At 61.9% G+C, this 23,949-nt stretch carries 22 protein-coding genes; 13 read left to right on the plus strand and 9 right to left on the minus strand.

Annotated elements, in window-relative coordinates:
- The 7 genes from AC097R_RS03500 to AC097R_RS03530 form a co-directional block, all read right to left on the minus strand.
- Positions 1 to 1,376 (minus strand): retention module-containing protein (locus AC097R_RS03500; RefSeq protein WP_479596208.1); only part of this gene is annotated, 1,376 nt, incomplete at its 3' end.
- Positions 1,377 to 1,468: 92 nt separating this feature from the next.
- Positions 1,469 to 2,107: a response regulator transcription factor gene (locus AC097R_RS03505; RefSeq protein ID WP_479596209.1), complete on the minus strand. Its 639-nt coding sequence runs from the start codon at positions 2,105 to 2,107 to the stop codon at positions 1,469 to 1,471.
- The gene (locus AC097R_RS03510; protein WP_479596210.1) at positions 2,104 to 3,525 is read right to left on the minus strand and encodes an HlyD family type I secretion periplasmic adaptor subunit; all 1,422 of its coding nucleotides are present in this window, start codon (positions 3,523 to 3,525) and stop codon (positions 2,104 to 2,106) included. Before AC097R_RS03510 ends, AC097R_RS03505 begins: the two co-directional genes overlap by 4 nt.
- A complete protein-coding gene (locus AC097R_RS03515) occupies positions 3,525 to 5,711 on the minus strand; it encodes a type I secretion system permease/ATPase (RefSeq protein WP_479596211.1) in 2,187 nt (728 codons plus the stop codon). Before AC097R_RS03515 ends, AC097R_RS03510 begins: the two co-directional genes overlap by 1 nt.
- 3 nt (positions 5,712 to 5,714) lie before the next feature.
- Positions 5,715 to 6,038 (minus strand): hypothetical protein, encoded by a 324-nt coding sequence (locus tag AC097R_RS03520; protein WP_479596212.1) that lies wholly within the window; start codon positions 6,036 to 6,038, stop codon positions 5,715 to 5,717.
- Positions 6,039 to 6,172: 134 nt separating this feature from the next.
- Positions 6,173 to 7,291, minus strand: coding sequence for a tRNA 2-thiouridine(34) synthase MnmA (gene mnmA / locus AC097R_RS03525; protein ID WP_479596213.1), 1,119 nt, complete (start codon positions 7,289 to 7,291; stop codon positions 6,173 to 6,175).
- Between the two features lie 91 nt (positions 7,292 to 7,382).
- Entirely contained in the window at positions 7,383 to 7,880 is a 498-nt protein-coding gene (locus AC097R_RS03530; protein WP_479596214.1) for an NUDIX hydrolase, read from the minus strand.
- Positions 7,881 to 8,059: 179 nt separating this feature from the next.
- Between AC097R_RS03530 and AC097R_RS03535 the strand changes: the two genes are divergently transcribed.
- From AC097R_RS03535 to AC097R_RS03550, 4 genes are all read left to right on the plus strand, one after another.
- Complete coding sequence (locus AC097R_RS03535) at positions 8,060 to 9,667, plus strand: Re/Si-specific NAD(P)(+) transhydrogenase subunit alpha (RefSeq protein ID WP_479596215.1); 1,608 nt, start codon at positions 8,060 to 8,062, stop codon at positions 9,665 to 9,667.
- A 12-nt stretch (positions 9,668 to 9,679) separates the two neighbouring features.
- Positions 9,680 to 11,098: a Re/Si-specific NAD(P)(+) transhydrogenase subunit beta gene (gene pntB, locus AC097R_RS03540; RefSeq protein ID WP_479596216.1), complete on the plus strand. Its 1,419-nt coding sequence runs from the start codon at positions 9,680 to 9,682 to the stop codon at positions 11,096 to 11,098.
- A gap of 99 nt (positions 11,099 to 11,197) precedes the next feature.
- Positions 11,198 to 12,871 carry a long-chain-fatty-acid--CoA ligase gene (locus tag AC097R_RS03545; RefSeq protein WP_479596217.1) on the plus strand — a complete coding sequence of 558 codons (1,674 nt, stop codon included), beginning with the start codon at positions 11,198 to 11,200 and terminating at the stop codon, positions 12,869 to 12,871.
- Positions 12,872 to 12,963: 92 nt separating this feature from the next.
- Positions 12,964 to 13,713, plus strand: a complete 750-nt coding sequence (locus AC097R_RS03550) for a 5'-methylthioadenosine/adenosylhomocysteine nucleosidase (RefSeq protein ID WP_479596218.1) — start codon at positions 12,964 to 12,966, stop codon at positions 13,711 to 13,713.
- On the opposite strand, the gene AC097R_RS03555 is transcribed toward AC097R_RS03550, so the two are convergent.
- A complete protein-coding gene (locus AC097R_RS03555; RefSeq protein WP_479596219.1) occupies positions 13,702 to 14,694 on the minus strand; it encodes a magnesium and cobalt transport protein CorA in 993 nt (330 codons plus the stop codon). The genes AC097R_RS03550 and AC097R_RS03555 overlap by 12 nt on opposite strands.
- Positions 14,695 to 14,895: 201 nt before the next feature.
- Between AC097R_RS03555 and AC097R_RS03560 the strand changes: the two genes are divergently transcribed.
- From AC097R_RS03560 to hprK, 4 genes are all read left to right on the plus strand, one after another.
- Positions 14,896 to 16,116 carry an MFS transporter gene (locus AC097R_RS03560; RefSeq protein ID WP_479596220.1) on the plus strand — a complete coding sequence of 407 codons (1,221 nt, stop codon included), beginning with the start codon at positions 14,896 to 14,898 and terminating at the stop codon, positions 16,114 to 16,116.
- A gap of 161 nt (positions 16,117 to 16,277) precedes the next feature.
- Positions 16,278 to 16,607, plus strand: coding sequence for a ribosome hibernation-promoting factor, HPF/YfiA family (gene hpf, locus AC097R_RS03565; protein ID WP_296472434.1), 330 nt, complete (start codon positions 16,278 to 16,280; stop codon positions 16,605 to 16,607).
- Between the two features lie 91 nt (positions 16,608 to 16,698).
- Positions 16,699 to 17,166: a PTS sugar transporter subunit IIA gene (locus AC097R_RS03570; RefSeq protein WP_479596221.1), complete on the plus strand. Its 468-nt coding sequence runs from the start codon at positions 16,699 to 16,701 to the stop codon at positions 17,164 to 17,166.
- Between the two features lie 22 nt (positions 17,167 to 17,188).
- Positions 17,189 to 18,139: an HPr(Ser) kinase/phosphatase gene (gene hprK, locus AC097R_RS03575; RefSeq protein ID WP_479596222.1), complete on the plus strand. Its 951-nt coding sequence runs from the start codon at positions 17,189 to 17,191 to the stop codon at positions 18,137 to 18,139.
- 16 nt (positions 18,140 to 18,155) lie between these two features.
- Here the strand turns inward: hprK and fur are convergent, their stop codons facing one another.
- Entirely contained in the window at positions 18,156 to 18,584 is a 429-nt protein-coding gene (fur, locus tag AC097R_RS03580) for a ferric iron uptake transcriptional regulator (RefSeq protein WP_479596223.1), read from the minus strand.
- Between the two features lie 83 nt (positions 18,585 to 18,667).
- On the opposite strand from fur, the gene AC097R_RS03585 reads away from it, so the two are divergent.
- The 5 genes from AC097R_RS03585 to leuS all read left to right on the plus strand — a co-directional run bounded on the left by AC097R_RS03585 (position 18,668) and on the right by leuS (position 23,943).
- Complete coding sequence (locus tag AC097R_RS03585) at positions 18,668 to 19,216, plus strand: outer membrane protein assembly factor BamE (RefSeq protein ID WP_479596224.1); 549 nt, start codon at positions 18,668 to 18,670, stop codon at positions 19,214 to 19,216.
- Between the two features lie 22 nt (positions 19,217 to 19,238).
- Complete coding sequence (gene dapB / locus AC097R_RS03590) at positions 19,239 to 20,042, plus strand: 4-hydroxy-tetrahydrodipicolinate reductase (RefSeq protein ID WP_479596225.1); 804 nt, start codon at positions 19,239 to 19,241, stop codon at positions 20,040 to 20,042.
- Positions 20,039 to 20,683, plus strand: coding sequence for a MotA/TolQ/ExbB proton channel family protein (locus tag AC097R_RS03595; protein WP_479596226.1), 645 nt, complete (start codon positions 20,039 to 20,041; stop codon positions 20,681 to 20,683). The genes dapB and AC097R_RS03595 overlap by 4 nt, the downstream gene beginning before the upstream one ends.
- On the plus strand, positions 20,680 to 21,123 hold the full coding sequence (locus tag AC097R_RS03600) for an ExbD/TolR family protein (RefSeq protein ID WP_479596227.1): 444 nt from the start codon (positions 20,680 to 20,682) through the stop codon (positions 21,121 to 21,123). The genes AC097R_RS03595 and AC097R_RS03600 overlap by 4 nt, the downstream gene beginning before the upstream one ends.
- Positions 21,124 to 21,192: 69 nt before the next feature.
- The gene (gene leuS / locus AC097R_RS03605; RefSeq protein ID WP_479596228.1) at positions 21,193 to 23,943 is read left to right on the plus strand and encodes a leucine--tRNA ligase; all 2,751 of its coding nucleotides are present in this window, start codon (positions 21,193 to 21,195) and stop codon (positions 23,941 to 23,943) included.
- Positions 23,944 to 23,949: the final 6 nt, after the last annotated feature.

Below are 23,949 nucleotides of genomic sequence, written 5' to 3' on the forward strand. Positions count from 1 at the left end.
CCGGCAGGGGCAGTGACGGTGAACTCGCCGGGGATGGCGCCATCGGTCTCGGCGACGGTCTTGTTGCCTGCAAAACCTGCGCCGTTCTCATCGGGGATGGAGACGCTGGGGGAGCCATCGGTGTGGCCATTGATGGAGATGGTCAGGGTGGCGGTGGAGGTGGAGCCATCGCCATCGGTGAGGGTGTAGGTATAGCTATCGGTCAGGGGAGCGCTGGCATCGTTGAGGGCATTGACCGTGGCATTGCTGTTGTCCAGCGTATAGGTGTAAGTGCCGTTGGCGTTCAAGACCAGAGAGCCATAGCTCAGGGTCACGGTAGCGGGGGTGACAGGCGTGGCGTTGGTGTCAGCGCCCACGGTATCGGCGCCGATGCCGGTGAGCACCGAGCCGGTGACGGTGTTGGTCGCGGCGTCCTCGGTGATGGAGGCGGCGTCATTGACAGCGACGGGCTTGCTGTCGGTGATGACGATATCGAGATTGTTGGCCGGGCTGGTGGCGCCCAGGGAATCGGTGACCGTGACGGGAAAAGCTGCGGTGACGGAGGCATTGGTGCTGTGCACCACGGGATCAAAGGTATAGCTGACCTTGCCGGTGGCAGGGGCGTAGCCATTGAGGACCAGCGTTCCATCGGTGGTGGTGATGGTGACCGGGGTGGTACCCAGAGCGGCGAGCTGAGCTGCGCTCAGGGATGTGCCGCCCACGGAAATGCTGGCCAGGCCGGCAGGGGCAGTGACGGTGAACTCGCCGGGGATGGCGCCATCGGTCTCGGCGACGGTCTTGTTGCCTGCAAAACCTGCGCCGTTCTCATCGGGGATGGAGACGCTGGGGGAGCCAAGTGGAGTTGTGGTGCCCGATGCCGTGGTGTTCGTGAGCAGGTTGGTGCCACCCAAGGGGTCAAAATTTGCCGCATTCTGCTGAGCGTCATCGCGCTGAATGCCCAATGGGTTCAACTCTTCGTTGATGCGCAATACACGTACAAAGCTGTGTGAATCGCTGGCATCACCACCGGAGAGGCCAGCGGCCGTGGCATCCAGTTCCGCGGACAGGTCGCCGGTTCCACTGGCGAGGACCTTGGCAATGGCCTCCGCGCCGCTATTCAAGTTCTTGAGTGCAGCTTCCGTGGGGTCGGTCTTGATTGTTCCCAGCAGGTTGGCGTCGATCAGCAGTTCACGGCCAGATTCAACAGTGATGAGCTGGTCATGGGGCATGGCCAGTTCAAGCCGCGTGCCATCTTCTGTAGCGATGACCTGGCCCTCTTGAACTTCATCGCCCAGGCGCAGGGCTTTGCGACTGCCATCCGGATTCACGATCCATGCGTTGCCTTGCAGAACAACGACAACACCCCGTGCTTGGGCGGAAACTTGATTGGCAGCCATGAAAACTCCGAAATTCAGCTAATTGGATCAGCTGACTCTAGGGGATGGCGGCGTGCGCGGCTATTGTCCTTGGGTACAGGTTTTGCGCTTTTTTACTGAATTCCGTGGACTTTCAAGGCCAACTGCAGACGGTCGGAGACGCCCAGTTTCTCAAAAGCGGCGCTTAAATGCGCTTTCACTGTGCGTTCGGAGATGCCGCAGGCACCTGCAATGTCCAGATTGGAGGCCCCTTTGGCGGCCATCGTGGCCACCTCGGTCTCCCGATGGGTCAGCAAACTGCTCCAGGCGGGAGAGGGTGCCGAGACCAGAGGGGCGGCCAAGTTGGCGCCGCGGATCAGCCTTTGCATCAGTGCGGAGCCAATCCATACGTGTCCCGTCTGAATGACTTGTTGGATTTGGCGCAAGGTGCCGGGATCTGAAAATGCATGGCAATACCCTGCGCAACCGGCGTCTAGAGCCGCCATGGCCTCGTCATCCTTGGGGTTGGAGCTTGCCGCAATGACACGGTGGCCCGAATCTCCCCATAGCGCTTGCCAAGCCGGGTCCTGCCATTTGGGTAGGTCGGGCAGGGCCAAATCGAGCCAAATCTGCGTGCCCTTTGGCAAAGTCAGTGCGCGCAGCTCCTGAAAACTCGCCGCGGAGAAAGCTTTGGGGTGCCCCAGTGCTTTTTGCCAGTGCAGGCGCAAGCCCGCGTCGCGCGTCGCATAGACCCAAGCCTTGGCCCCGCTCATCGTTCGGTCATCGCCTTCGCGCGGGCTCGCAAGATGGGTTTTAGCAAATAGGAGAGCACCGACTTTTTGCCGGTAAGGATGTCCACTTCTGCGACCATGCCGGGAATGATGGGGAACTTCTGGGGGCCAATGCTGTTGGACAGGGTGCGCACGCGCACGACAAAGTAGGCATTGCCCTTGTCGTCTACGACGCTGTCGGCGCTGATCTGCTCCAGCGTGGCCTCCAGTCCCCCGTACACAGCAAAGTCATAGGCCGTGAATTTGACCAGCGCTTTTTGACCCGGTCGCAGGAAGGCGATGTCGCGTGGCAATACCTTGGCTTCCAGTAGCAGCGCATCGTCCGACGGCACCAGCTCAATCACGTCCTTGCCAGGTTGCACAACGCCGCCCACCGTGTTGACTTTGAGCTGCTTGACGGTGCCATTCACTGGAGAGCGAATTTCGGTCTGTTTCACCCGGTCTTCCAGGGCTGCGCTGCCCTCAGACAGCGCATTGAGCTTGGCATTCACCTCGCTCATTTCAGAGCGCGCAATGTTGCGGAAGGTCAGTTCCACTTCCTGGATCTTGCGGTTCGCCTCCGCCACGGCCGATTCCAAGCGTGGAATATCGGAGCTTGCACTGTCGCGCTCTCCGCGATAGCGCGCTACGTCACGCTCCAGGCGCAGCAGTTCCACATCCGACACCGCTCCGGTTTTCACCAAGGGACGCGTCATCTCCAGCTCCCGCGCGGTCAGGTTGTAACTTTGCGAGGCCTGTTCACGCCGTGCGCGCACAGAGATCAGCTCTTGAGAGCGCTGGGTCGATTGCTGCCTGGCCACGCCAATCGTCGCATCCAGCTCGGCCCGGCGCGACTCGTACAAGGTGCGTTCCTGCTCCACGATCTCTGGCGCCTGCTTGGTTACTTCATCGGGTGGCACAAATCGCGAGCCCTCCGCCAGTGCGCGCAAACGCGCTGCTTTGGCCAGCAGGGACAGGTACTGCGACTGGTTTTCGCGCAACGACGACACCATGCGTGTGGGGTCCACCTTGAGCAGCAGGTCGCCGGCCTTCACGGTCTGTCCTTCGCGCGCCAGGATCTCGGACACGATGCCGCCGTCCAGGCTTTGCAGAATCTGGATTTGGCGCGACGGAATCACCTTGCCTTCGCCGCGCGTGACCTCGTCCAGCACGGCAAATGCCGACCACACCAGCAACACCACCGCCGCGATCAAGCTGAGCCAGATGAGGATGCGCGCGCCCTTGGGGGTTTGCTCGGCGATGGCCCAGTCTGCATTGGCGTCGAAGTCGCTGTCCTGGTCATTGTGTTGACCGCTGATGGCGAGCAGGCCGCGGTCTATCCAGCGCGAGCACCAGCCATAAAAACGGCCCCACACGGCCATGAGCTTGGGGAATTTTGGTGCGGCGGGAGCAGTTGCCATCACACGGCCCTCCCAATGCGGCCGCTTTGCAAGGCTTCCACCACCTGGGTCTTGGGGCCATCGGCCATGATCTGGCCGTTATCGATCACGATCAAGCGGTCCACCAGCTCCAGCAACGAGGTGCGGTGTGTCACCAGCACCACGGTTTTGCCGATGGTGAAGCGACGCAGGCGCGCCTTGAGCAGGTCTTCACTCTGGTGGTCCATGGCGCTGCTGGGCTCGTCCAATAGCAGGATGGGCGAGTCATTAAGCACGGCGCGTGCAATGCCCACGGCCTGGCGTTGTCCGCCCGACAGCGATTCGCCACGCTCGCCAATGGGCATGTCAAATCCGCGCGGATGGCGATTGGCAAACTCGGTGACGCCCGCAATCTCGGCCGCTGCGATCACGTCCTGGTCGTCGGCAAAGGGGGCGCCCAAGGCGATGTTCTCTTTCAGCGTGCCATAGAACAGGCTGACATCTTGCGAGACAAAACCCGCGGCCCGGCGCAGCTCGGCCGGGTCGATCTGGCGCAGGTCAATGCCGTCAATCAGAATGGCGCCTTCTGTGGGTTGGTGCAACCCCAGGATGAGGCGCTGGATGGTGGACTTGCCTGATCCCACGCGGCCGATGAAGGCCACCTTTTCACCCGCATGGATCTTGAACGACACGCGGCTCAGCACGGCCTGCTGCTGCCCAGGGTAGGAAAAACTGACGTTTTTGAATTCGATGGTGCCCTGGAAGCCGGTGCGGTGCAAAAATGCGGCGTCGTCGGCGCGTTCCGGCTGGGTCTGCATGTGGTTGGCAATGGATGCCAACCCGCTCTTTGCGCTGTGGTACTGCATCAGCAGACCCGCCACCTGGCCAAACGGTGCCATGGCGCGCCCGGCCAGCATGGACGCCGCAATGATGGCGCCCATGCTGATCTGGTTAGCCATCAACAAGTACACGCCCACGATGACGGTGGTGACCGACACCAGCTGTTGCATCATTTGTGCGAAGTTCAACGTGGCGTTGGAAAGCAGCTTGAGCTTGGTGCCGTTTTGCGCCAAGAACACCGTGGACTGCTCCCATTTGCGCTGAAAAGCACTTTCGGCCACCATGAATTTGATCGTCTCAATGCCCACGAGGCTTTCCACCAGCGTGGCATTGCGTTGCGAGGATGCGCGCTGAGTGATATCGACCAGCTCGTGCATCTTTTGTTGCACCACCAGGGATGCGATCAGCAACATGCCAATGCACACCAGTGGAGGCAGCACCAGCCACGGTGAAATCCAGATGATGACGACAAAGAACACCAGCACAAATGGCAGGTCCACCAGCGTGGTGATGGAGGCGGAGGCCACAAAGTCGCGCACCGACTCGAACGCCCGCAGGTTGGCGGCGAATGAACCGACGGAGGCGGGTCTATCTGCCATACGAAGGCCGAGCACCCGCTCCATGATGCGAGACGATAGGGTCACGTCGATGCGCTTGCCTGCCGTGTCCAGGATGTAGGCGCGCAGCACGCGCAGCGCCGCGTCAAAGCACATCATCACCAGCACGCCAAGGGCCAGCACCCACAAGGTCTCTTCGGCCCGGTTAGGCACCACGCGGTCGTACACCGTCATGGAGAACATCGGCATGGCGAGCGCGAACAGATTGATCAGCAGCGCGGCGAAGAGGCTGTCGCGGTACAGGCGCCAGTTCTGGAACACCACACTCCAGAACCAGTGGCGCGACTTGACCTCGCCAGTTTGCGGCGTGCGTGGGTCGAACTTGAACACCGGGCGCACAAAAAACACCACACCGGCAAACAACGCTTCCAGTTCTTCCTTGGGCAGCACATCGCCTGACTCTCCGCTCTCGGGGAAGCGTACGCGTGCCTGCCCGTCGTCCATCCACTCCAGCAGCAGACAGGCCTGCTTCTCCTTGAGCATCAGGATCACCGGCAGCAGCCCGGGCCGCAGGTCGGCGAGCGCGCGGCGCGCCAACCGGGCGGTCAGTCCGGCACGGGCCGCAGCGCGCGGCAGCAAGGCGGGGGTAATCAGGTTGCTTTCCAACGGCAGCCCGGCGGACAGTGCCTCCTGGCTGGTAGAGATGCCAAAGATGCGCGCAATCGCCACCACGCTGTCCAGCAGCGGATCGAAATGGACGCTGTGTTCGCCCAAGCGCCAGGTGCTGGGCTTGGGTTGTGGGGTCGGAGTCGGAAGAGGCGTGGACACCATGGGTTACAGCAGACGGTCGTCCCCGCCCAGCAGATTGAGCGCACCTTGCATGCGGTTGCGCAGGCCTTTGCGCAGCGTCAGTTTGCGTTGTGCCGCTGCCGGCAGGTCGGTATGGCGAATCACGTTTTTCATGATCAGGGTGTCGATCAAATCTTCCAGCACGCGTACAAACTCGGCATCGGCCGCATCGAATCCGGGCTCTGTGGAGCGCGGGCCCATGAAGCCCACGATGTCTGGGTGGGTGTCGTCCAGAAACTCTCCCCCCGCGCGCTCTTGTCGAGACAGTGAGGCGATGGACCCATCCGCATTGCGAAGTACGTGGAACATGGCAGTGGCTTGTGAGGTGGTCCCTGGCAAACTGTATGCAATTCGCTTGTTGTGCTGGATGTTAGCACCAGCTTTCCGAGCTGCTATGCCAACGTTGTCACGGTTCGCGCCTTTTCCTCCCGCTCTGTGGGGGTCTATGCCGCGGTGTGGGCTGCGGCGATGATGCCGCCGCCCAGGCACACCTCGCCGTCGTACAGCACGGCGGACTGGCCTGGGGTCACGGCCCACTGCGCTTGTGGAAAATTCAGCTGGAAATGGGTGTCGGAGTCTGCGCGCACGTGGCACGGTGCGTCGGCCTGTCGGTAGCGGGTTTTGGCGGCCATCGTCGCGTCGGCCGGTGTCTGGCCCGCCACCCAACTAGCGTCCTGCGCCTGCAGGGCCAGGGACTGCAGCCAGGGATGGTCATGGCCTTGCACCACCCACAGGGTATTGGTCTCCATGTCTTTGCGCGCCACAAACCAGGGGGCGTGGTCACCGCCGCCGCGCTGAGCCCCCTTGGCCTTGAGCCCACCAATACCCAGGCCCTGGCGCTGTCCCAGGGTATAGAAAGACAAGCCGACATGCTCACCAATGGTGTGGCCCTTGGCATTCTTGATGGGGCCGGGTTCCTTGGAGATATAACGGTTCAGAAATTCGCGGAACGGGCGCTCTCCAATGAAGCAGATGCCGGTGGAGTCTTTCTTCTTGGCATTGGGCAGGCCAATCTCGTCCGCAATGCGGCGCACCTCGGTCTTGTGCAGCTCGCCCACGGGGAACAGGGTCTTGGACAGCTGGGCCTGGTTCAGACGGTGCAGAAAGTAGCTTTGGTCCTTGGCCGGGTCCAGGCCCTTGAGCAGCTCGTGCTGGCCGGTGGCCTCGTTCAGGCGTACGCGGGCGTAATGCCCCGTCGCAATTTTCTCGGCACCCAGGCGCATGGCGTGGTCCAGAAAGGCCTTGAACTTGATCTCGGCGTTGCAGAGGATGTCGGGGTTGGGCGTGCGCCCGGCTTGGTACTCGCGCAGGAATTCGGCAAACACGCGGTCGCGGTAGTCGGCGGCAAAGTTGACGTGTTCGATCTCGATGCCCAGTACGTCGGCCACGGCGGCGGCGTCCACAAAGTCGATGTTGGACGAGCAATACTCGCTGTCGTCATCATCTTCCCAGTTCTTCATGAAGATGCCGACCACCTCGTGGCCTTGTTGTTTCAGGAGGTGGGCAGTGACGGCGGAATCCACCCCTCCGCTCAACCCCACCACGATGCGTTGCTTGCTCATGCCCGCAATTTTACCGGGGTAGGCGCTGACGCGGTTGATGCATAAATAATGCCCCTAGCCCCCGTCAATATTGCGCGAGCAGCTCCTGTTTTTATAGCGGTGTTGCCGGGTTCCAAAGGCTGGCATCTGCATACACCAGTTCCAGTGGGTAGCGCTGGCCGCGCAGATAGTCTTCCATGCACTGCAGTACCAGCGGGCTGCGGTGGCGGGCTTGGCTGGTGCGCAGCTCGTCGGCCGTCAGCCATACGGTGCGCTCGATACCTGTGTCCAGCGTGCGCTGCGCGTCAAAGGCCCCCAGCGCGCCTGCGTAGGCAAAGCGCAGGTAGGTCACGTCCTCCAGCGCGCCGGTGCGCTGCCGTTGAAAGCGTGACAAGTACAAGCCCACCAAGGAGGTCGGCGTGAAGGCATAGGCCGTTTCCTCTAACACCTCTCGGGAACAACCCTGAGCGGGCGACTCCGCCGGGTCCAGGTGGCCGGCCGGGTTGTTCAGGCGCAGGCCCTCGGGGGTGTGCTCTTCGACCAGCAGGAAACGGCCGTGCTGCTCAATGACAGCGGCCACGGTGACGCTGGGTTTCCATCGTTGGGTCATGCGGGATTATGGGCATGGAAGGTTGGGCTGTTTTGCGCGAGGCCGTCGCGCACGCGGCGCCAGACGGGCGTTTGCGCTGGGAAATTCAGTTAAAGTTGCCGCCCAGAACCCTTTCGCCAAGCTTACCGCTGCGAAAAACGCCCCAGGGCTAGGCCCCATCCATGTTGAGGAGTCGCTAGATGCAGACCAGTGTTCCCACTGAAAAAGGACAGCGTATTGGTGTCCCCAAGGAAATATTCCCTGGAGAAAAACGCGTTGCCACGGTTCCGGATGTTGTGGAGAAGCTGATCAAGCTGGGCTTCCAGGTCAGTGTCGAGTCGGGTGCGGGGGTCTTGGCCAACTGCGACGACGACAGCTATCGCGCTGCGGGTGCACAAGTGGTGGCCACGGCCGCCGAACTCTGGGCCCAATCCGACATCGTGTTCAAGGTGCGGGGCCCATCAAGCGATGAAGTCGCTCTGCTGCGCGAAGGCGGCACCCTGGTCAGCTTTATCTGGCCCGCCCAAAACCCCGAACTGCTGCAACAGCTGGCCGCCCGCAAAGCCACGGTGCTGGCCATCGACGCGCTGCCACGCACCTTGAGCCGTGCCCAGAAGATGGACGCGTTGACTTCGATGGCCGGTGTCAGCGGCTACCGCGCCGTCATCGAAGCGGCCAATGCCTTTGGCCGCTTCTTCAATGGACAGATCACAGCCGCGGGCAAGGTGCCTCCGGCCAAGGTGTTTATTGCCGGTGCCGGCGTGGCCGGTCTGGCGGCCATTGGCACCGCGGCCAGCCTGGGCGCTATCGTGCGCGCCAATGACACGCGCGCCGAGGTGGCCGACCAAGTCACCTCCTTGGGCGGCGAGTTCGTCAAGGTCGACTATGAGGAAGAAGGCGGCGGCGGCGGCGGTTACGCCAAGGTGATGTCGGAAGGCTTCCAGCAGGCGCAGCGCGACATGTACGCCAAGCAGGCCAAGGAAGTCGACATCATCATCACCACCGCGCTGATCCCCGGCAAGCCCGCGCCCAAACTCATCACCGCCGAGATGGTGCGTTCCATGAAGCCCGGCAGCGTGATCGTCGACATGGCGGCCGAGCAGGGCGGCAACTGCGAATTGACCGAGCCCGGCCAGGCCGTGGTGAAGCACGGCGTGACCATCGTCGGCTATACCGATTTGGCTTCGCGCCTGTCCAAGCAATCGTCCACGCTGTACGCCACCAACCTGTTCCGTCTGAGCGAAGAACTGTGCAAGGCCAAGGACGGCATTGCCAATGTCAACATGGAAGACGATGCCATCCGCGGCCTGACGGTCATCAAGGACGGCAGCGTTACCTGGCCCGCGCCAGCACCCAAGCAATCGGCGGCCCCCGCTGCCGTGGCCAAGGCCGCCGCTCCGGTGGTGGTAAAGAAGCCGGCCCATGGCGGTGCGAGCGAGCCCATGTCCGCCAAGAGCCTGGCCATCCTGATGGCGGTGGCGGCGCTGCTGTTCTGGTTGATTGGAAGCTATGCACCCGCTGCCTTCCTGGGCCACTTCACGGTGTTTGTGCTGGCCTGCTTTGTGGGCTACATGGTGGTGTGGAACGTCAAGCCCGCGCTGCATACACCGCTGATGAGCGTGACCAATGCCATCAGCAGCATCATCGCCATCGGCGCGCTGGTGCAGATTTCTCCGATTGCCGGGGCTGTGGGGCGCCCCGACAGCCTGATCACCTGGCTGGCTGCCGCAGGGATTGTGCTGACGGCCATCAATATGTTTGGCGGCTTCGCCGTCACCCAGCGCATGCTGGCCATGTTCCGCAAGTAAGGAGACCTGAAGATGTCTGCAAGTTTGGCTACGGTCTCCTACATTGGCGCGACCATTCTCTTCATCCTGAGCCTGGGGGGCTTGTCCAACCAGTCCACCGCGCTGCGCGGCAACCTGTATGGCATGGTGGGCATGGCGCTGGCTGTGCTGGCCACCATCTTTGGTCCCAGCGTGACGATGGCGGGTATTCCCTGGATCATCGGCGCCATGCTGGTTGGTGGTGGTGTGGGCCTGTACGCCGCGCGCACCGTGCAAATGACCCAGATGCCCGAGCTGGTGGCGCTGATGCACAGCATGGTGGGCCTGGCGGCCATGCTGGTCGGCTTTGCGACCTATGTGGACCCGGCCGCGACCGTGGGCTTTGAGGGCGCGGCCAAGACCATCCATGAACTGGAAATCTACATTGGCATATTCATCGGCGCCGTGACCTTTGCTGGTTCGGTGATTGCCTTTGGCAAGCTCTCCGGCCGCATTGGCGGCAGCCCGGTGCTGCTGCCAGGGCGCCACTGGATGAACCTGGCGGGCCTGCTGGTGGTGCTGTACTTTGGACGCGAATTTTTGCACGCGGAAACCCTGGATGCCGGCATGACGCCGCTGATCGTAATGACCGTGGTGGCCCTGCTGTTTGGCGTGCACATGGTGATGGCCATTGGCGGCGCCGACATGCCGGTGGTGGTGTCCATGCTCAACAGCTACTCGGGCTGGGCCGCAGCGGCTACTGGCTTCATGCTCTCCAATGACCTGTTGATCGTGACCGGCGCGCTGGTCGGCTCCAGCGGCGCCATCCTGTCCTACATCATGTGCAATGCCATGAACCGCAGCTTCATCAGCGTGATTGCCGGCGGCTTTGGCACCACCAGCGCGGCGCCCAAGCCCGTTGCGGGCGCTGCCCAGCCGGCCGGTGAAGTGGTGTCTGTGAATGCGGGTGAAACCGCCGAGCTGCTGCGCGAAGCCAAGAGCGTGATCATCGTGCCAGGCTACGGCATGGCGGTGGCACAGGCCCAGCACACCGTGTTCGAGATCACACGCACACTGCGCGACAAGGGCGTCAATGTGCGCTTTGGCATTCACCCGGTGGCGGGGCGCATGCCTGGCCACATGAACGTGCTGCTGGCCGAGGCCAAGGTGCCCTACGACATCGTGTTCGAGATGGAAGAAATCAACGACGATTTCCCCGCCACCGATGTGGTGATGGTGATTGGTGCGAATGACATCGTGAACCCCTCGGCGCAGGACGACCCGACCAGTCCGATTGCCGGCATGCCGGTGCTCGAAGTCTGGAAGGCCAAGACCTCCATCGTGATGAAACGCAGCATGGCCTCGGGCTATGCGGGCGTGGACAACCCCCTGTTCTACAAGGACAACAACCGCATGCTGTTTGGTGACGCCAAGAAAATGCTCGATGAGGTGCTGGGCGCGTTAAAAAACTGAGTGGTCCGGACGAAACCTAGGGAAAGCACACGCCCTCGCTTCTCCCTGGACGAGGAAAATACCCGATTGGGTCTAAAAAAATAGGATGGAGACAAGGACATGACAGATCGCATTTGGCTGAGCAGCTACCCCAAGGGTGTGCCGGCGGACATCAACACCGCGCTGTACCCCTCGCTGGTGGGGCTGATGGAGGAGAGCTTCCAGAAATACGCCAACCGTGTGGCCTACGACTTCATGGGCAAGGAAATTACCTATGCCCAAACCGACAGCCTGAGCCAGGCCTTTGCCGCCTACCTGCAGAGTCTGGGCCTGGTCAAGGGTGACCGCGTCGCCATCATGATGCCCAACGTGCCCCAGTACCCCGTGGCCGTGGCCGGCATTCTGCGCGCCGGCTTTGTCGTGGTGAACGTGAACCCGCTGTACACCCCGCGCGAGCTGGAGCACCAGCTCAAGGACTCTGGCGCCAAGGCCATCGTCATCATCGAAAATTTTGCCACCACGCTGGAAAAGTGCATTGCCGCCACGCCGGTCAAGCACGTGGTGCTCTGCGCCATGGGCGACCAGCTAGGTCTGCTCAAGGGTGCGCTGGTGAACTACGTGGTGCGCAACGTCAAGAAGATGGTGCCCGCGTTCAACCTGATCGGCGCGGTGCGCTTCAACGACGCGATTGCCCGCGGCACCAAGGCGCCATTCAAGAAGCCCGACACCAAGGCCGATGATGTGGCGGTGCTGCAGTACACGGGCGGCACCACCGGTGTATCCAAGGGCGCCGTACTTTTGCACCGCAACGTGATTGCCAACGTGCTGCAGTCCGAAGCCTGGAACGACCCGGTCATGAAGAAGGTGCCCGCCGGTGAGCAACCCACGGGCGTTTGCGCCTTGCCGCTGTACCACATCTTCGCGTTCACGGTCGGCATGATGCTGTCCATGCGCACGGGCGGCAAGCTGATCCTGATCCCCAATCCACGTGACATTCCCGGTGTGCTCAAGGAATTGACCAAACACACCATCCACAGCTTCCCCGCCGTGAACACGCTGTTCAACGGCTTGGCGAATCACCCCGATTTCAACACTGTGGACTGGAGCCACCTGAAGGTCTCCGTGGGCGGCGGTACGGCTGTGCAGAGCGGTGTGGCCAAGATCTGGTTTGAGAAAACTGGTTGCTCCATTTGCGAAGGCTATGGCCTGAGCGAGACCTCGCCCTCGGCCAGTTGCAACCCCGTCACCTCCACCGAGTACACCGGCACCATTGGCGTGCCCTTGCCCAGCACTTACATGAAACTGCTGGACGACGACGGCAACGAAGTGCCCGCCGGCCAGAGCGGCGAAATTGCCATCAAGGGCCCGCAGGTGATGGCAGGCTACTGGCAGCGCCCCGACGAAACCGCCAAGGTCATGACCGCGGATGGCTTTTTCAAGTCCGGCGACATTGGCGTGGTCGATGAGAAAGGCTTCTTCAAGATCGTGGACCGCAAGAAGGACATGATTCTGGTCAGCGGCTTCAACGTGTTTCCCACCGAACTCGAAGACGTGGTCGCCCAACTGCCCGGCGTCATGGAATGCGCTTGCGTGGGCGTGGCCGATGCCAAGACCGGCGAAGCCGTCAAGCTGGTGATTGTGAAGAAAGACCCCAACCTCAGCGAAGAAGATGTGCGCAACTTCTGCAAGGAAAACCTGACCGGCTACAAGCAGCCCAAGGTGGTGGAGTTCCGCACCGAGCTGCCCAAGACACCCGTGGGCAAGATCCTGCGCCGCGAGTTGCGCGACAAATAAGCCAGGCATAGCGCTGGTAGAAAGAGCGGCCTGTGGGCCGCTTTTTTGTGCCTGCTACGCTAGGCGTTTCTTCTGCTTTTTTTTGTTTTTTTATGCCCACTGTTGCTGCAACTCCCGCCCCCATTGCCATCCTGAGCGCCCTGGCCGAAGAACAGGCCGGGCTGCTGGAATACCTAGAGAACCCGCGACAAGTTGAGCACGCGGGGCGTACCTTCTGGTGTGGCAGCCTGTGGGGCCAACCGGTGGTGCTGGCGTTGTCGCGCATCGGCAAGGTGGCCGCGGCCACCACCGCCACAGCGCTGATTGCCCACTTTGGCGTGGGCCGAGTGGTGTTCACCGGGGTGGCCGGTGGCGTGGGAGCGGGCGTGCAGGTGGGGGATGTGGTGGTCGGCACGTCGTATATGCAGCACGACATGGATGCCTCACCGCTCTTCCCTCGGTATGAGGTCCCGCTGTACGGGCAAGCGGTGTTTGCGGGTGACGTGGCGCTGTGCGCGGCCTTGCAAAGCGCAACCGAGCAGGCCTTGGCCAATACACGCCACAAGGGCCGCGTGCCCGTCGTGCACCGCGGGCTGATTGCCAGTGGCGACCGCTTTGTGAATGGCGCTGCTGAAGTGGCAGCGTTGGTAGGGGCTTTGACGGCTGCGGGCCATACGCCGCTGGCCGTGGAGATGGAAGGCGCTGCAGTTGCACAGGTCTGCAGTGACTACAGCATTCCATTTGCCGCAGTGCGTACGATCTCTGACCGGGCCGATGATTCGGCCCATGTGGACTTCCCGCAATTTGTCAAAGAGGTAGCCAGCGTTTATGCCGGCCACATCGTCAAGGCTTTACTGGCTTAGCCAACCGCGACGATAGAAGTACCACATAGGCACCAGCGCACTGGCGATCATCAGGGCCACGGTATACGGATAACTCCAGGGCCCTAGGAACTCCAGTTCCGGGAACTTCAGATTCATGCCGTAGACACTGGCCACCAAGGTGGGCGGCAGCAGCGCCACGCTGGCCACCGAAAAGATCTTGATGATCTTGTTCTGGTTGATGTTGATGAAACCGACCGTGGCATCCATCAAGAAGTTGATCTTGTCGAACAAGAAGGCGGTGTGCGAATCCAGCGAGTCGATATCGCGCAGAATCTGCCGCGCTTCCTCAAATTGCTCGGCGTTCAGCATCTTGCTGCGCATCATGAAGCTGACAGCGCGGCGCGTGTCCATCACATTGCGGCGGATGCGGCCACTCAAGTCCTCGTGGCGGGCAATGGCACCCAGCGCCTCACCGGCGATCGCATCCGTGACGTTGCCAGACAAGACTTTTTTACTGACCTTGTCCAGTTCGTCGTAAATGCCCTCCAGCGTGTCTGCCGAGTATTCCGCATCGGCATCGAACAGCTTGAGCAGCACTTCTTTGGCGTCTTCAATCAGGCCCGGTGCGCGGCGTGCGCGCATGCGCAGCAGCCGGAACACGGGCACATCTTCGTCGTGGATCGAGAAGAGGACGCCTTTGCTCTTCAAGTCGTCGTTCACCAGGTTCAAGATGAAGGCCGCACGCACTGCGCGAGGCTCATCTTCATCGGCGACCAAGAAATCGCTGCGGATGTGGATTTCGCCGTTGTCTTCGGCGTAGAAGCGGGCGGACTCTTCGATGTCCTCGTCCATCGCGTCTTCCGGGATGGACAGGCCGTAGTATTGTTTGACCCAGCGTTTTTCTTCCAGGGTAGGGGACTCCAGGTCCACCCAGATGGGCTGAAACTTGGAAAGTTCTTCCAACGATTCGATCTCTTCCTGAAAGAGCCGACCATTGGCGAGCGTAAAGATATTGAGCATGGCTCACTCCCGAGGTGGTGGTGTCTGCAAAAGGGCTGTAGTGCTTTCAACCCCGTTGCAGTGGTGGGAGTTGAAAGCTACCGACTGGGGTAGGTTTCCAAGGAGCGCTCTCCAAATGTTGCGATGCTGAAATTATCGCACCGTCGGGGCAGTGATAGAGTGCTCGGCTGGCTTTGCCGCCGCCCACTTTGCTTTCACCCCATGCCCATCGCCTTGACTCCCCGCCGTGAACTCTGGCTTCTGATCACCCTGGCCGGTATCCAGTTCACCAACATCCTGGACTTCATGATCATGATGCCGCTGGGCCCCGCTCTGACCCAGCTGTTTGGCATCAGCGATGCGAAATTTGGCCTGCTGGTCTCGGCCTATACCTTGGCCGGCGGCGTCTCTGGCTTGGCCGCGTCCACCTATATCGACCGGTTTGGCCGCAAGCGCTTGATGCTGGTGCTGTACGGCCTGTTTGCGCTTTCCACGCTGGCTTGCGGACTGGCCTCCACCTATGGCGAGTTGATGGCTGCGCGCATCAGCGCCGGCATTTTTGGCGGTGTGCTGTCCGCCTTGGGCCAGACCATCATTGGCGACGTGATCCCCTTTGAGCGGCGTGGCCGTGCCATGGGCATTGTGATGACCTCGTTCTCCGTGTCCACCGTGGCCGGGGTGCCGTTGGGCCTGTTCCTGGCGGCGCACCTGGGCTGGCACGTACCATTTTTTGGCATCGCGGCCATGTGTGTGTTGCTCATGGTGTTTGCGCAGCTGTCCATGCCGGTGCTCAATGCCCATCTGTCCTTGCATGCACCCGCCTCGTCGTGGAGCCGCATCCGCGAGGCGTTGCAGGATGCCAACCACCAGCGCGCCTTCATGTTCTCTGCGCTGTTGATGTTTGCCGGGTTCACGGTGATTCCGTACATCACCATCTACATGCAGACCAATGTGGGCCTGCATGCCGACCAGATTCCCTACATTTACCTCTGCGGCGGCGTGGCCACCCTGGTCTCGGCACGCTGGGTGGGCCGTGTAGCCGACAGCTGGGGCAAGTTCAAGACCTTCCGCGTCATGGCGGTGGCGGTGGTGGTGCCTATGCTGGCCACCACTTTGCTCGGACCTGTGGGTCTGGGCTGGGCCTTGCCTGTGTCCACCCTGTTTTTTGTCTGCATGAGCGGGCGCATGATTCCGGGTATGGCCATGCTCACCTCGGCCGCCAACCCGGCGCTGCGGGGCACCTTCATGACCCTGAATTCAGCGGTCCAGTCCGCCGCCATGGGCGTGGCTGCGCTGGTGGGCGGTGCCATCATCAGCCGCGATGCCGCCGGCCTGGTCCAGCACTACTGGATGGCCGCCGTTGTGGGCGGAGCCGCCAGCCTCCTGGCGGTTGTGCTGGGCAGCCGCCTGAACCTGAAGCCCGCCATGGCGGCGGTCAAATAATGACCTTTTGATGTTGCATCGCATTACAAAAATGCGTTGCATTCGGTCAGATTCGGGCGCATAGTCTTTCTCAAGAGACCGCATTTAGATTCCGCTTTTCGTGTGCCGACCATTCCCCAATGGAAGGCTTTGTCAACCCTGAGAGCAACTGGAGGCTATTTATGAATTTGACGATCAGCGGTCACCACCTTGAAGTTACCCCGGCCCTGCGTAGTTATGTCACGACCAAGCTCGATCGCATCATGCGGCACTTTGATCAAGTGGTAGATGTCAAGGTTCTACTCACCGTTGAGAAGCAAAAGGAAAAGGAGCGACGGCAACGTGCCGAATGCAACATCCACGTCAAGGGCAGCGACATGTTTGCTGAAAGTGCCCACGAGGATTTGTATGCCGCAGTTGACGAACTCGTCGACAAGCTGGATCGCCAAGTGGTCCGCCACAAGGATCGCTTGCAAAACCACCACCACGAGGCCCCCAAGCGTTTGATGTAAGGCCTGACGCAGTCCCAAAGCGCTAGGGACTGCCACCCAAAAACCGCCCTTTCAAGGGCGGTTTTTTTGTGTGCATAATTCGTCTCACACCATGAACCGACTCGCGTCCATCCTTTCCGCTTCGCAAGTGCTTGCGCAAGTCGACGTCACCAGCAAGAAACGGGCTTTCGAAGAGGCAGGCCTGCTTTTCGAGAATCTGCACGGCCTCAGCCGTGCGCTGGTTACCGACAGTCTGTTCTCCCGGGAGCGGCTGGGTTCTACCGGTTTGGGCCATGGTGTGGCCATCCCCCACGGGCGTATCAAGGGTCTCAAGGCCCCCATGGCCGCGGTGTTCCAGCTGGCCAGCCCTATTGGTTTTGACGCCCCGGACGATATTCCGGTCAGTTTGCTGATTTTCCTGCTGGTGCCCGAAGCGGCGACCCAAAAACACCTGGAAATCCTGTCCGAAATTGCCGAATTGCTCAGCGACGCCGTGTTGCGCGAGCAAATCACCAGTTGCGCAGACAGCGGCCTGCTGTATGGCCTGATTTCCGGCTGGCAGTCGGCCCGCGCGGCCTGATTTTTCTTCCGAGGCCACGCCCTTGAAACCCACCGCGGTCAGCGCCGACGCTCTGTTTGAGGAGTTTCGGGGCCATTTGCGCTGGGAATGGGTGGCTGGCTTGGGGGCTTCCGAGCGCAGGTTTGACGAAGTGGCCATCAGCGCGGCCCGCTCCGGTGCCGATCTGGTCGGCTACCTCAACTACATTCACCCCTACCGTGTCCAGATTTTGGGCGAGCGGGAAATTCGTTACATCACCAATGCCACGCCCGAAGACTGCGCCCGCCGTATCGCGCGCATCGTGACGTTGGAGCCGCCAGTGCTGGTGCTGGCCGACGGTCAGGCCGCGCCCCAAGCGCTGTTGTCCATGTGCGAGCGCGCGCAGATCCCCATGTTCGCCACCAAGGAGTCATCGGCCTTTGTGATCGACGTGCTGCGCGCCTACCTGTCCAAACACTTTGCTGAACGCATGTCTATGCACGGTGTGTTCATGGACATTCTGGGCCTGGGCGTGCTGATCACGGGCGAGTCTGGCCTGGGCAAGAGCGAACTGGGCCTGGAGCTGATTTCGCGTGGCAACGGCCTGGTGGCCGACGACGCGGTGGACCTGTACCGCATCAACCAGACGACGATCGAGGGGCGCTGCCCAGAACTGCTGCAAAACCTGCTGGAAGTGCGCGGTATTGGTTTGCTCGATATCCGCGGCATTTTTGGTGAAACCGCGGTGCGCCGCAAGATGCGCCTCAAGCTCATCGTGCACCTGGTGCGCCGCGAGACGCTGGAGCGCGAATACGAACGTATTCCCTACGAGCCACTGACCCAAGATGTGCTGGGCATTCCGGTGCGCAAGGTGGTGATTCAGGTGGTGGCGGGCCGCAACATCGCCGTGCTGGTGGAGGCGGCTGTGCGCAATACCATTCTGCAACTGCGCGGCATCGATACCTACCAGGAGTTTGTGGAGCGCCACCGCAAGGCGATGCTCCAGGGCGGCTAGGCCGCGCGGCAGGTCCTCAGGACTTGCGGTTGGGGCACTGGTCCTTGATGCAGGTGGCGTACAGACTCAGTGCGTGGTCGGCAATCGTGAAGCCCTTGGCCTTGGCCACTGCATGCTGGCGTTTTTCAATTTCGGCGTCGTAAAACTCTTCCACCTTGCCGCAATCCAGACACACCAAATGGTCATGGTGCTGGCCTTCGTTGAGCTCATACACCGCCTTGCCGCTCTCGAAATGGCTGCGGCTCAGAATGCTGGCCTGCTCAAACTGGGTCAGTACGCGGTAAACGGTGGCCAGGCCCACATCCGAACGCTCTTGCAGCAGCACGCGGAACACGTCTTCGGCCGTCATGTGGCGTTGCGTGCCACGCTGGAAGACTTCCAGAATTTTCAGGCGCGGTACGGTCGCTTTCAGTCCCGTATTTTTCAGTTCATCGATGTTGCTCATGGGCATCTTTCCAGCGCTGGGGCCAGTCCGGCTGGCAAGGGCCAACCGCTACAATCGCACGATCATATCGCCCCTTACTTTCCATGCTCCATAACCTGTGCCGCGGTGTCGCTTCTTCTTGGGTCGCCCTGATCCTGCTGGCCTTGACCGGGTGTGGCTCCCTCAGTGGTGCGGGCAACAAGGCCGTGCAGGCCATCTCGCCCTACAAGATTGATATCGTGCAAGGCAATGTGGTCACGCGTGAGCAGGTGGCCGTGCTGCGCCCCGGCATGCCGCGCGCCATGGTGCAGGATGTGTTGGGCACCTCGCTGCTAACGAGTGTGTTCCATGCCGAGCGCTGGGACTACGTGTTCACGCTCAAGCGCCAGGGCGCCGAGCCGCAGGCGCGCCGTGTCACCGTCTTCTTCAAAGGTGATGCTCTGGAACGCGTAGAGGCCGACGAGCTGCCGAGCGAATCCGAATTCGTGGCCACGCTGAAGTCCACCCCCATCAAGGGCCCGCTGCCCGCGCTGACGGCGTCGGAAGAAAACCTCAGCAAATTCCCCGCGCCTGCCAAGACCGACAACCCGGCCGCGGCCGCGGGTGGCACAGCCACTGTTTACCCCCCACTGGAGCCCGCTGCCGGGCCCTGATTTTCCACCACAGGACAGGGACATGACCCATACCATCGCCATTGCTGGCGCTTCCGGCCGCATGGGCCAGATGTTGATTGAGGCCGTGCGTGCGGCCGACGACTGCCGCCTGGGCGGCGCGCTGGACATTGCCGGCAGCCCGGCACTGGGCCAGGATGCGGGTGCGTTCGGCGGCCAATCCACGGGTGTATTGATCACCTCGGACTTGCAACAAGGCCTCAAGGGCTGTGACGTGCTGATCGACTTCACCCGCCCCGAAGGCACGCTGGCGCACCTGCGTGTCTGTCGCGAACTCGGTGTGTCGGCAGTCATTGGCACCACAGGGTTCACCGATGCGCAAAAGGCCGAGATCACCGAAGCGTCCAAAGACATCGCCATCATGATGGCGCCCAACATGAGCGTGGGCGTGAACGTCACCCTCAAGCTGCTGGAAATGGCGGCCAAGGCGCTGTCCACGGGCTATGACATCGAAATCGTTGAAGCCCACCATCGGCACAAGGTGGATGCCCCCTCTGGTACGGCCTTGAAGATGGGGGAGGTGATTGCTGGCGCTCTGGGGCGCGACCTGAAGGATTGCGCCGTCTACGAGCGCTATGGCGTGACCGGCGAGCGTGACCCTTCCAGCATCGGCTTTGCCACCATCCGCGGTGGCGACATTGTGGGCGACCACACCGTGTTGTTTGCTGGCACCGGTGAACGCATTGAGATCAGCCACAAGTCGTCCAGCCGCGCCACTTACGCCCAGGGTAGCCTGCGCGCAGCGCGCTTTCTGGCCGGGCGCAAGGCAGGTCTGTTCGACATGTTTGACGTGCTCAATCTGAAATGAGCGTAGTCGACTTGCTGTTCAAGGGCGATGCCGTGAGCAGTGCGGTGTCCGTGTTGCTGCTGGCCATGTCGGTGTGCAGCTGGGTGGTGATTCTCTGGAAGGGTTGGCTGCTGCAGCGTGCGCTGGCCGATGTGGCGCGCAGCACGGCGGCGTTCTGGCAAGCCCGGGATTGGGTGCAAGCGCAGCAGGCTGTGCGCAACTTTGACCGCGAGTCCTTGGTCGCCCCGCTGGTGGACGCGACCCAGGTGCCCAACCAGGGAACCTTGGCCGCCAGTGGCGACCGATCGCAGCAGCTCACGCGTGTGCTGCGCGATGCGCTGCATAGCGTGCTGCACCGACTGCAGGCTGGTCAGGTGCTGCTGGCCACCGTGGGCTCCATTGCCCCGTTTGTCGGGCTACTGGGCACCGTGTGGGGCATCTACCACGCACTGATTGGCATTGCCGGCGCGGGCCAGATCAGCATCGACAAGATTTCTGGCCCCGTGGGCGAGGCCCTGATCATGACCGCCGCGGGCCTGGCGGTGGCGATTCCGGCCGTGCTGGGCTACAACATTCTGGGCCGCATCATCGGGCGCATCGAGGCCGACCTGGAAGGCTTTGCACGCGACCTGCGCGAATTGCTGCTGACGTCGCAGCCATGAGTTTCGGCCGCTTGGAGCGCACCCCCAGCGCGCAACCCATGAGCGAGATCAACATGACGCCGTTGATTGACGTGATGTTGGTGTTGCTGGTGATCTTCATCATCACCGCTCCGCTGTTGGTGAGCGCGGTGAAGGTGGACCTGCCGCAGGCTGAGGGCGCGCAGGCGGCGGATGCGCCCAAATACTTGTCCGTCGCGATTGACAAAACCGGGCAGATTTTTTTGGCTGACCAACCCACACCCCCTGGTGTGCTGGCCCAGGCTTTTCAAACGGCGGCCACCCAAAACCCCTTGACGGAAGTGCAGCTGCGCGCCGACACCACCGTGCCCTACGGCCGGGTGGTGGAGGTCATGGGTCTGGCGCAAAAGGCGGGGCTGAACCGCATCGGTTTTGTTGCCGAGCCCGAATCACCCGGTACCCCCGCACCTGCCGGTAACTGAGCGCCGCGGCGCAGCGCCTAAAATCCTCCCAGCTTCTCCTCTGGCAGCGCCTGTGCTGCCCACCCACCCATGCAAGACAAGTACCAGCACCTCGACGTAGAAAAATCGGCCCAAGACCATTGGTCGCAACCCCTGTGGAACGGCCAGAACGCCTACCGCGTGACCGAGGACGAGGGCAAGAAGAAGTTCTACGCCTGCTCCATGCTGCCCTACCCCAGCGGCAAGCTGCACATGGGCCATGTGCGCAACTACACCATCAACGACATGCTCACGCGCTACCTGCGCATGAACGGCTACAACGTGCTCATGCCCATGGGCTGGGACGCGTTTGGTTTGCCAGCGGAGAACGCCGCGCTGAAAAACAAAGTGCCACCCGCGAAGTGGACCTACGAGAACATTGCCTACATGAAGGGCCAGATGCAGGCCATGGGCCTGGCGATCGACTGGAGCCGTGAGGTCGCCACCTGCGACCCGCAGTATTACAAGTGGAACCAGTGGCTGTTCCTGAAGATGCTGGAAAAAGGCATTGCCTACCGCAAGACCCAGGTGGTGAACTGGGACCCGGTGGACCAGACCGTGCTGGCCAACGAGCAGGTGATTGACGGCAAGGGCTGGCGCACCGGCGCGGTAGTAGAGAAGCGCGAGATCCCCGGCTACTACCTGAAGATCACTGACTACGCGCAAGAGTTGCTGGACCATGTGCAGATGGGCAATGAGAAAGCCACGTTGAACGGCTGGCCCGACCGCGTGCGCCTGATGCAGGAAAACTGGATTGGCAAGAGCGAAGGTGTACGCTTTGCGTTCCCGCATGACATCCAGGACGCAAGCGGTGCGCTGATTGGCGACGGCCGCATGTATGTGTTCACCACACGGGCCGACACCATCATGGGTGTGACCTTTTGCGCAGTGGCGCCCGAGCACCCGTTGGCTGCCCACGCGGCGGTGGGTAACGCTGCCCTGGCCGCCTTCATTGAAGAGTGCAAGCACGGTGGCACCACCGAGGCCGAGCTGGCCACGCAGGAGAAAAAGGGCCAGCCCACGGGCCTGTCCGTGACGCATCCGCTGACCGGTGCGCAAGTGCCTGTGTGGGTGGGCAACTACGTGCTCATGGGCTATGGCGACGGCGCCGTGATGGGTGTGCCGGCGCACGACGAGCGCGACTTCGCGTTTGCGCTGAAGTACGGCATTGAGATCAAGCAGGTGGTGGCGGTGGAGGGCGAGACTTTCTCGTCCACCTCCTGGGCGGACTCGTACGGCGACAAGCAGCGCGGCCTGACCGTGAACTCCGGTAAGTACGACGGCCTGGCCTACAAGGCGGCCGTGGACGCTGTGGCTGCGGACCTCGGCGCCAAGGGTCTGGGCGAGAAGAAAACCACCTGGCGCCTGCGTGACTGGGGTGTGAGCCGCCAGCGCTACTGGGGCACGCCCATCCCCATCATCCATTGCGACGAGCATGGCGCCGTGCCCGTGCCCGAGCAAGACCTGCCCGTGGTGCTGCCGCAGGACTGCGTGCCCGATGGTTCGGGCAACCCGCTGCACAAGCACGAAGGCTTCCACGCCGGCGTGGTCTGCCCCGTGTGCGGCAAGGCCGCGCGGCGCGAGACCGACACCATGGACACCTTTGTGGATTCCAGCTGGTACTTCATGCGCTATTGCGATCCCAAGAACGCAGAGGCCATGGTGGCCGGCGGCACCGACTACTGGATGCGCGACCAGAACTTGGCCACCGGTGGCAGTGGCATGGACCAGTACATCGGCGGCATTGAGCACGCCATCCTGCATTTGCTATACGCCCGCTTCTGGACCAAGGTGATGCGCGACCTGGGCCTGGTGAAGGTGGACGAACCGTTCACCAAGCTGCTGACGCAGGGCATGGTGCTGAACCACATCTACAGCCGCCGCACCGCCAAGGGTGGCAAGGAATACTTCTGGCCGCATGACGTGGAGCATGTGCTGGACGCCGCTGGCAAGGTGGTGGGCGCCAAGCTCATCAAGGACGTGGACAGCGCCGACGGCCTGCTGCCCGTGGGCACCGCCATCGATTACGAAGGCGTGGGCACCATGTCCAAGTCCAAGAACAACGGTGTGGACCCGCAGGCGCTGATTGCCAAGTACGGCGCTGACACGGCCCGTATCTACACCATGTTCACCGCGCCGCCCGAGGCCACGCTGGAGTGGAACGACGCTGCGGTGGAGGGCAGCTACCGCTTCTTGCGCCGTGTCTGGAACTTTGGCTACAAACTGTCTGCTATGGATTTGGTAGCTGCTAGCGCAAGTGCGACGGGGGCCAGCAGCCTGAAAGACGTTGAATTCGGCAAGGAAGCCAAGGCGCTGCGCCTGGAAATGCACACCGTGCTCAAGCAGGTGGACTTTGACTACCAGCGCATGCAGTACAACACCGTGGTGTCCGGCACCATGAAGATGATCAACGCGCTGGAGGGTTTCAAGGCCCTGGACAGCGCGGGCGCACAGGTAGCGCTGATCGAAGGCTTCGGTATCCTGCTGCGTGTGCTGTACCCCGCCACGCCGCACCTGGCGCACACGCTATGGTCCGAGCTGGGCTACGCCAGCACACTGGGTGATTTGCTGGATGCGCCCTGGCCGCAGGTAGATGCCTCGGCCCTGGTGCAGGACGAGATCGAACTGGTGTTGCAGGTCAACGGCAAGCTGCGCGGCGCGGTGCGCGTGCCTGCTGGCGCCAGCAAGGAAGCCATTGAGGCGGCCGCTCTGGCCAGCGAGGCCTTTTTGAGCCACGCGGCAGGTGCACCCGCCAAAAAGGTCATCGTGGTGCCCGGCCGCTTGGTCAACGTGGTGGTGTAAGCCTGT

The sequence above is a fragment of the Rhodoferax sp. ZS1R25 genome, from assembly GCF_056521335.1.

What these genes read in the sequence shown, in the direction of transcription:
- AC097R_RS03505 (WP_479596209.1), bottom strand. Translation starts at nt 2,107, where the DNA reads ATGAGCGGGGCCAAGGCTTGGGTCTATGCGACGCGCGACGCGGGCTTG.
- AC097R_RS03510 (WP_479596210.1), bottom strand. Translation starts at nt 3,525, where the DNA reads ATGGCAACTGCTCCCGCCGCACCAAAATTCCCCAAGCTCATGGCCGTG.
- AC097R_RS03515 (WP_479596211.1), bottom strand. Translation starts at nt 5,711, where the DNA reads ATGGTGTCCACGCCTCTTCCGACTCCGACCCCACAACCCAAGCCCAGC.
- AC097R_RS03520 (WP_479596212.1), bottom strand. Translation starts at nt 6,038, where the DNA reads ATGTTCCACGTACTTCGCAATGCGGATGGGTCCATCGCCTCACTGTCT.
- mnmA (WP_479596213.1), bottom strand. Translation starts at nt 7,291, where the DNA reads ATGAGCAAGCAACGCATCGTGGTGGGGTTGAGCGGAGGGGTGGATTCC.
- AC097R_RS03530 (WP_479596214.1), bottom strand. Translation starts at nt 7,880, where the DNA reads ATGACCCAACGATGGAAACCCAGCGTCACCGTGGCCGCTGTCATTGAG.
- AC097R_RS03535 (WP_479596215.1), top strand. Translation starts at nt 8,060, where the DNA reads ATGCAGACCAGTGTTCCCACTGAAAAAGGACAGCGTATTGGTGTCCCC.
- pntB (WP_479596216.1), top strand. Translation starts at nt 9,680, where the DNA reads ATGTCTGCAAGTTTGGCTACGGTCTCCTACATTGGCGCGACCATTCTC.
- AC097R_RS03545 (WP_479596217.1), top strand. Translation starts at nt 11,198, where the DNA reads ATGACAGATCGCATTTGGCTGAGCAGCTACCCCAAGGGTGTGCCGGCG.
- AC097R_RS03550 (WP_479596218.1), top strand. Translation starts at nt 12,964, where the DNA reads ATGCCCACTGTTGCTGCAACTCCCGCCCCCATTGCCATCCTGAGCGCC.
- AC097R_RS03555 (WP_479596219.1), bottom strand. Translation starts at nt 14,694, where the DNA reads ATGCTCAATATCTTTACGCTCGCCAATGGTCGGCTCTTTCAGGAAGAG.
- AC097R_RS03560 (WP_479596220.1), top strand. Translation starts at nt 14,896, where the DNA reads ATGCCCATCGCCTTGACTCCCCGCCGTGAACTCTGGCTTCTGATCACC.
- hpf (WP_296472434.1), top strand. Translation starts at nt 16,278, where the DNA reads ATGAATTTGACGATCAGCGGTCACCACCTTGAAGTTACCCCGGCCCTG.
- AC097R_RS03570 (WP_479596221.1), top strand. Translation starts at nt 16,699, where the DNA reads ATGAACCGACTCGCGTCCATCCTTTCCGCTTCGCAAGTGCTTGCGCAA.
- fur (WP_479596223.1), bottom strand. Translation starts at nt 18,584, where the DNA reads ATGAGCAACATCGATGAACTGAAAAATACGGGACTGAAAGCGACCGTA.
- AC097R_RS03585 (WP_479596224.1), top strand. Translation starts at nt 18,668, where the DNA reads ATGCTCCATAACCTGTGCCGCGGTGTCGCTTCTTCTTGGGTCGCCCTG.
- dapB (WP_479596225.1), top strand. Translation starts at nt 19,239, where the DNA reads ATGACCCATACCATCGCCATTGCTGGCGCTTCCGGCCGCATGGGCCAG.
- AC097R_RS03595 (WP_479596226.1), top strand. Translation starts at nt 20,039, where the DNA reads ATGAGCGTAGTCGACTTGCTGTTCAAGGGCGATGCCGTGAGCAGTGCG.
- AC097R_RS03600 (WP_479596227.1), top strand. Translation starts at nt 20,680, where the DNA reads ATGAGTTTCGGCCGCTTGGAGCGCACCCCCAGCGCGCAACCCATGAGC.
- leuS (WP_479596228.1), top strand. Translation starts at nt 21,193, where the DNA reads ATGCAAGACAAGTACCAGCACCTCGACGTAGAAAAATCGGCCCAAGAC.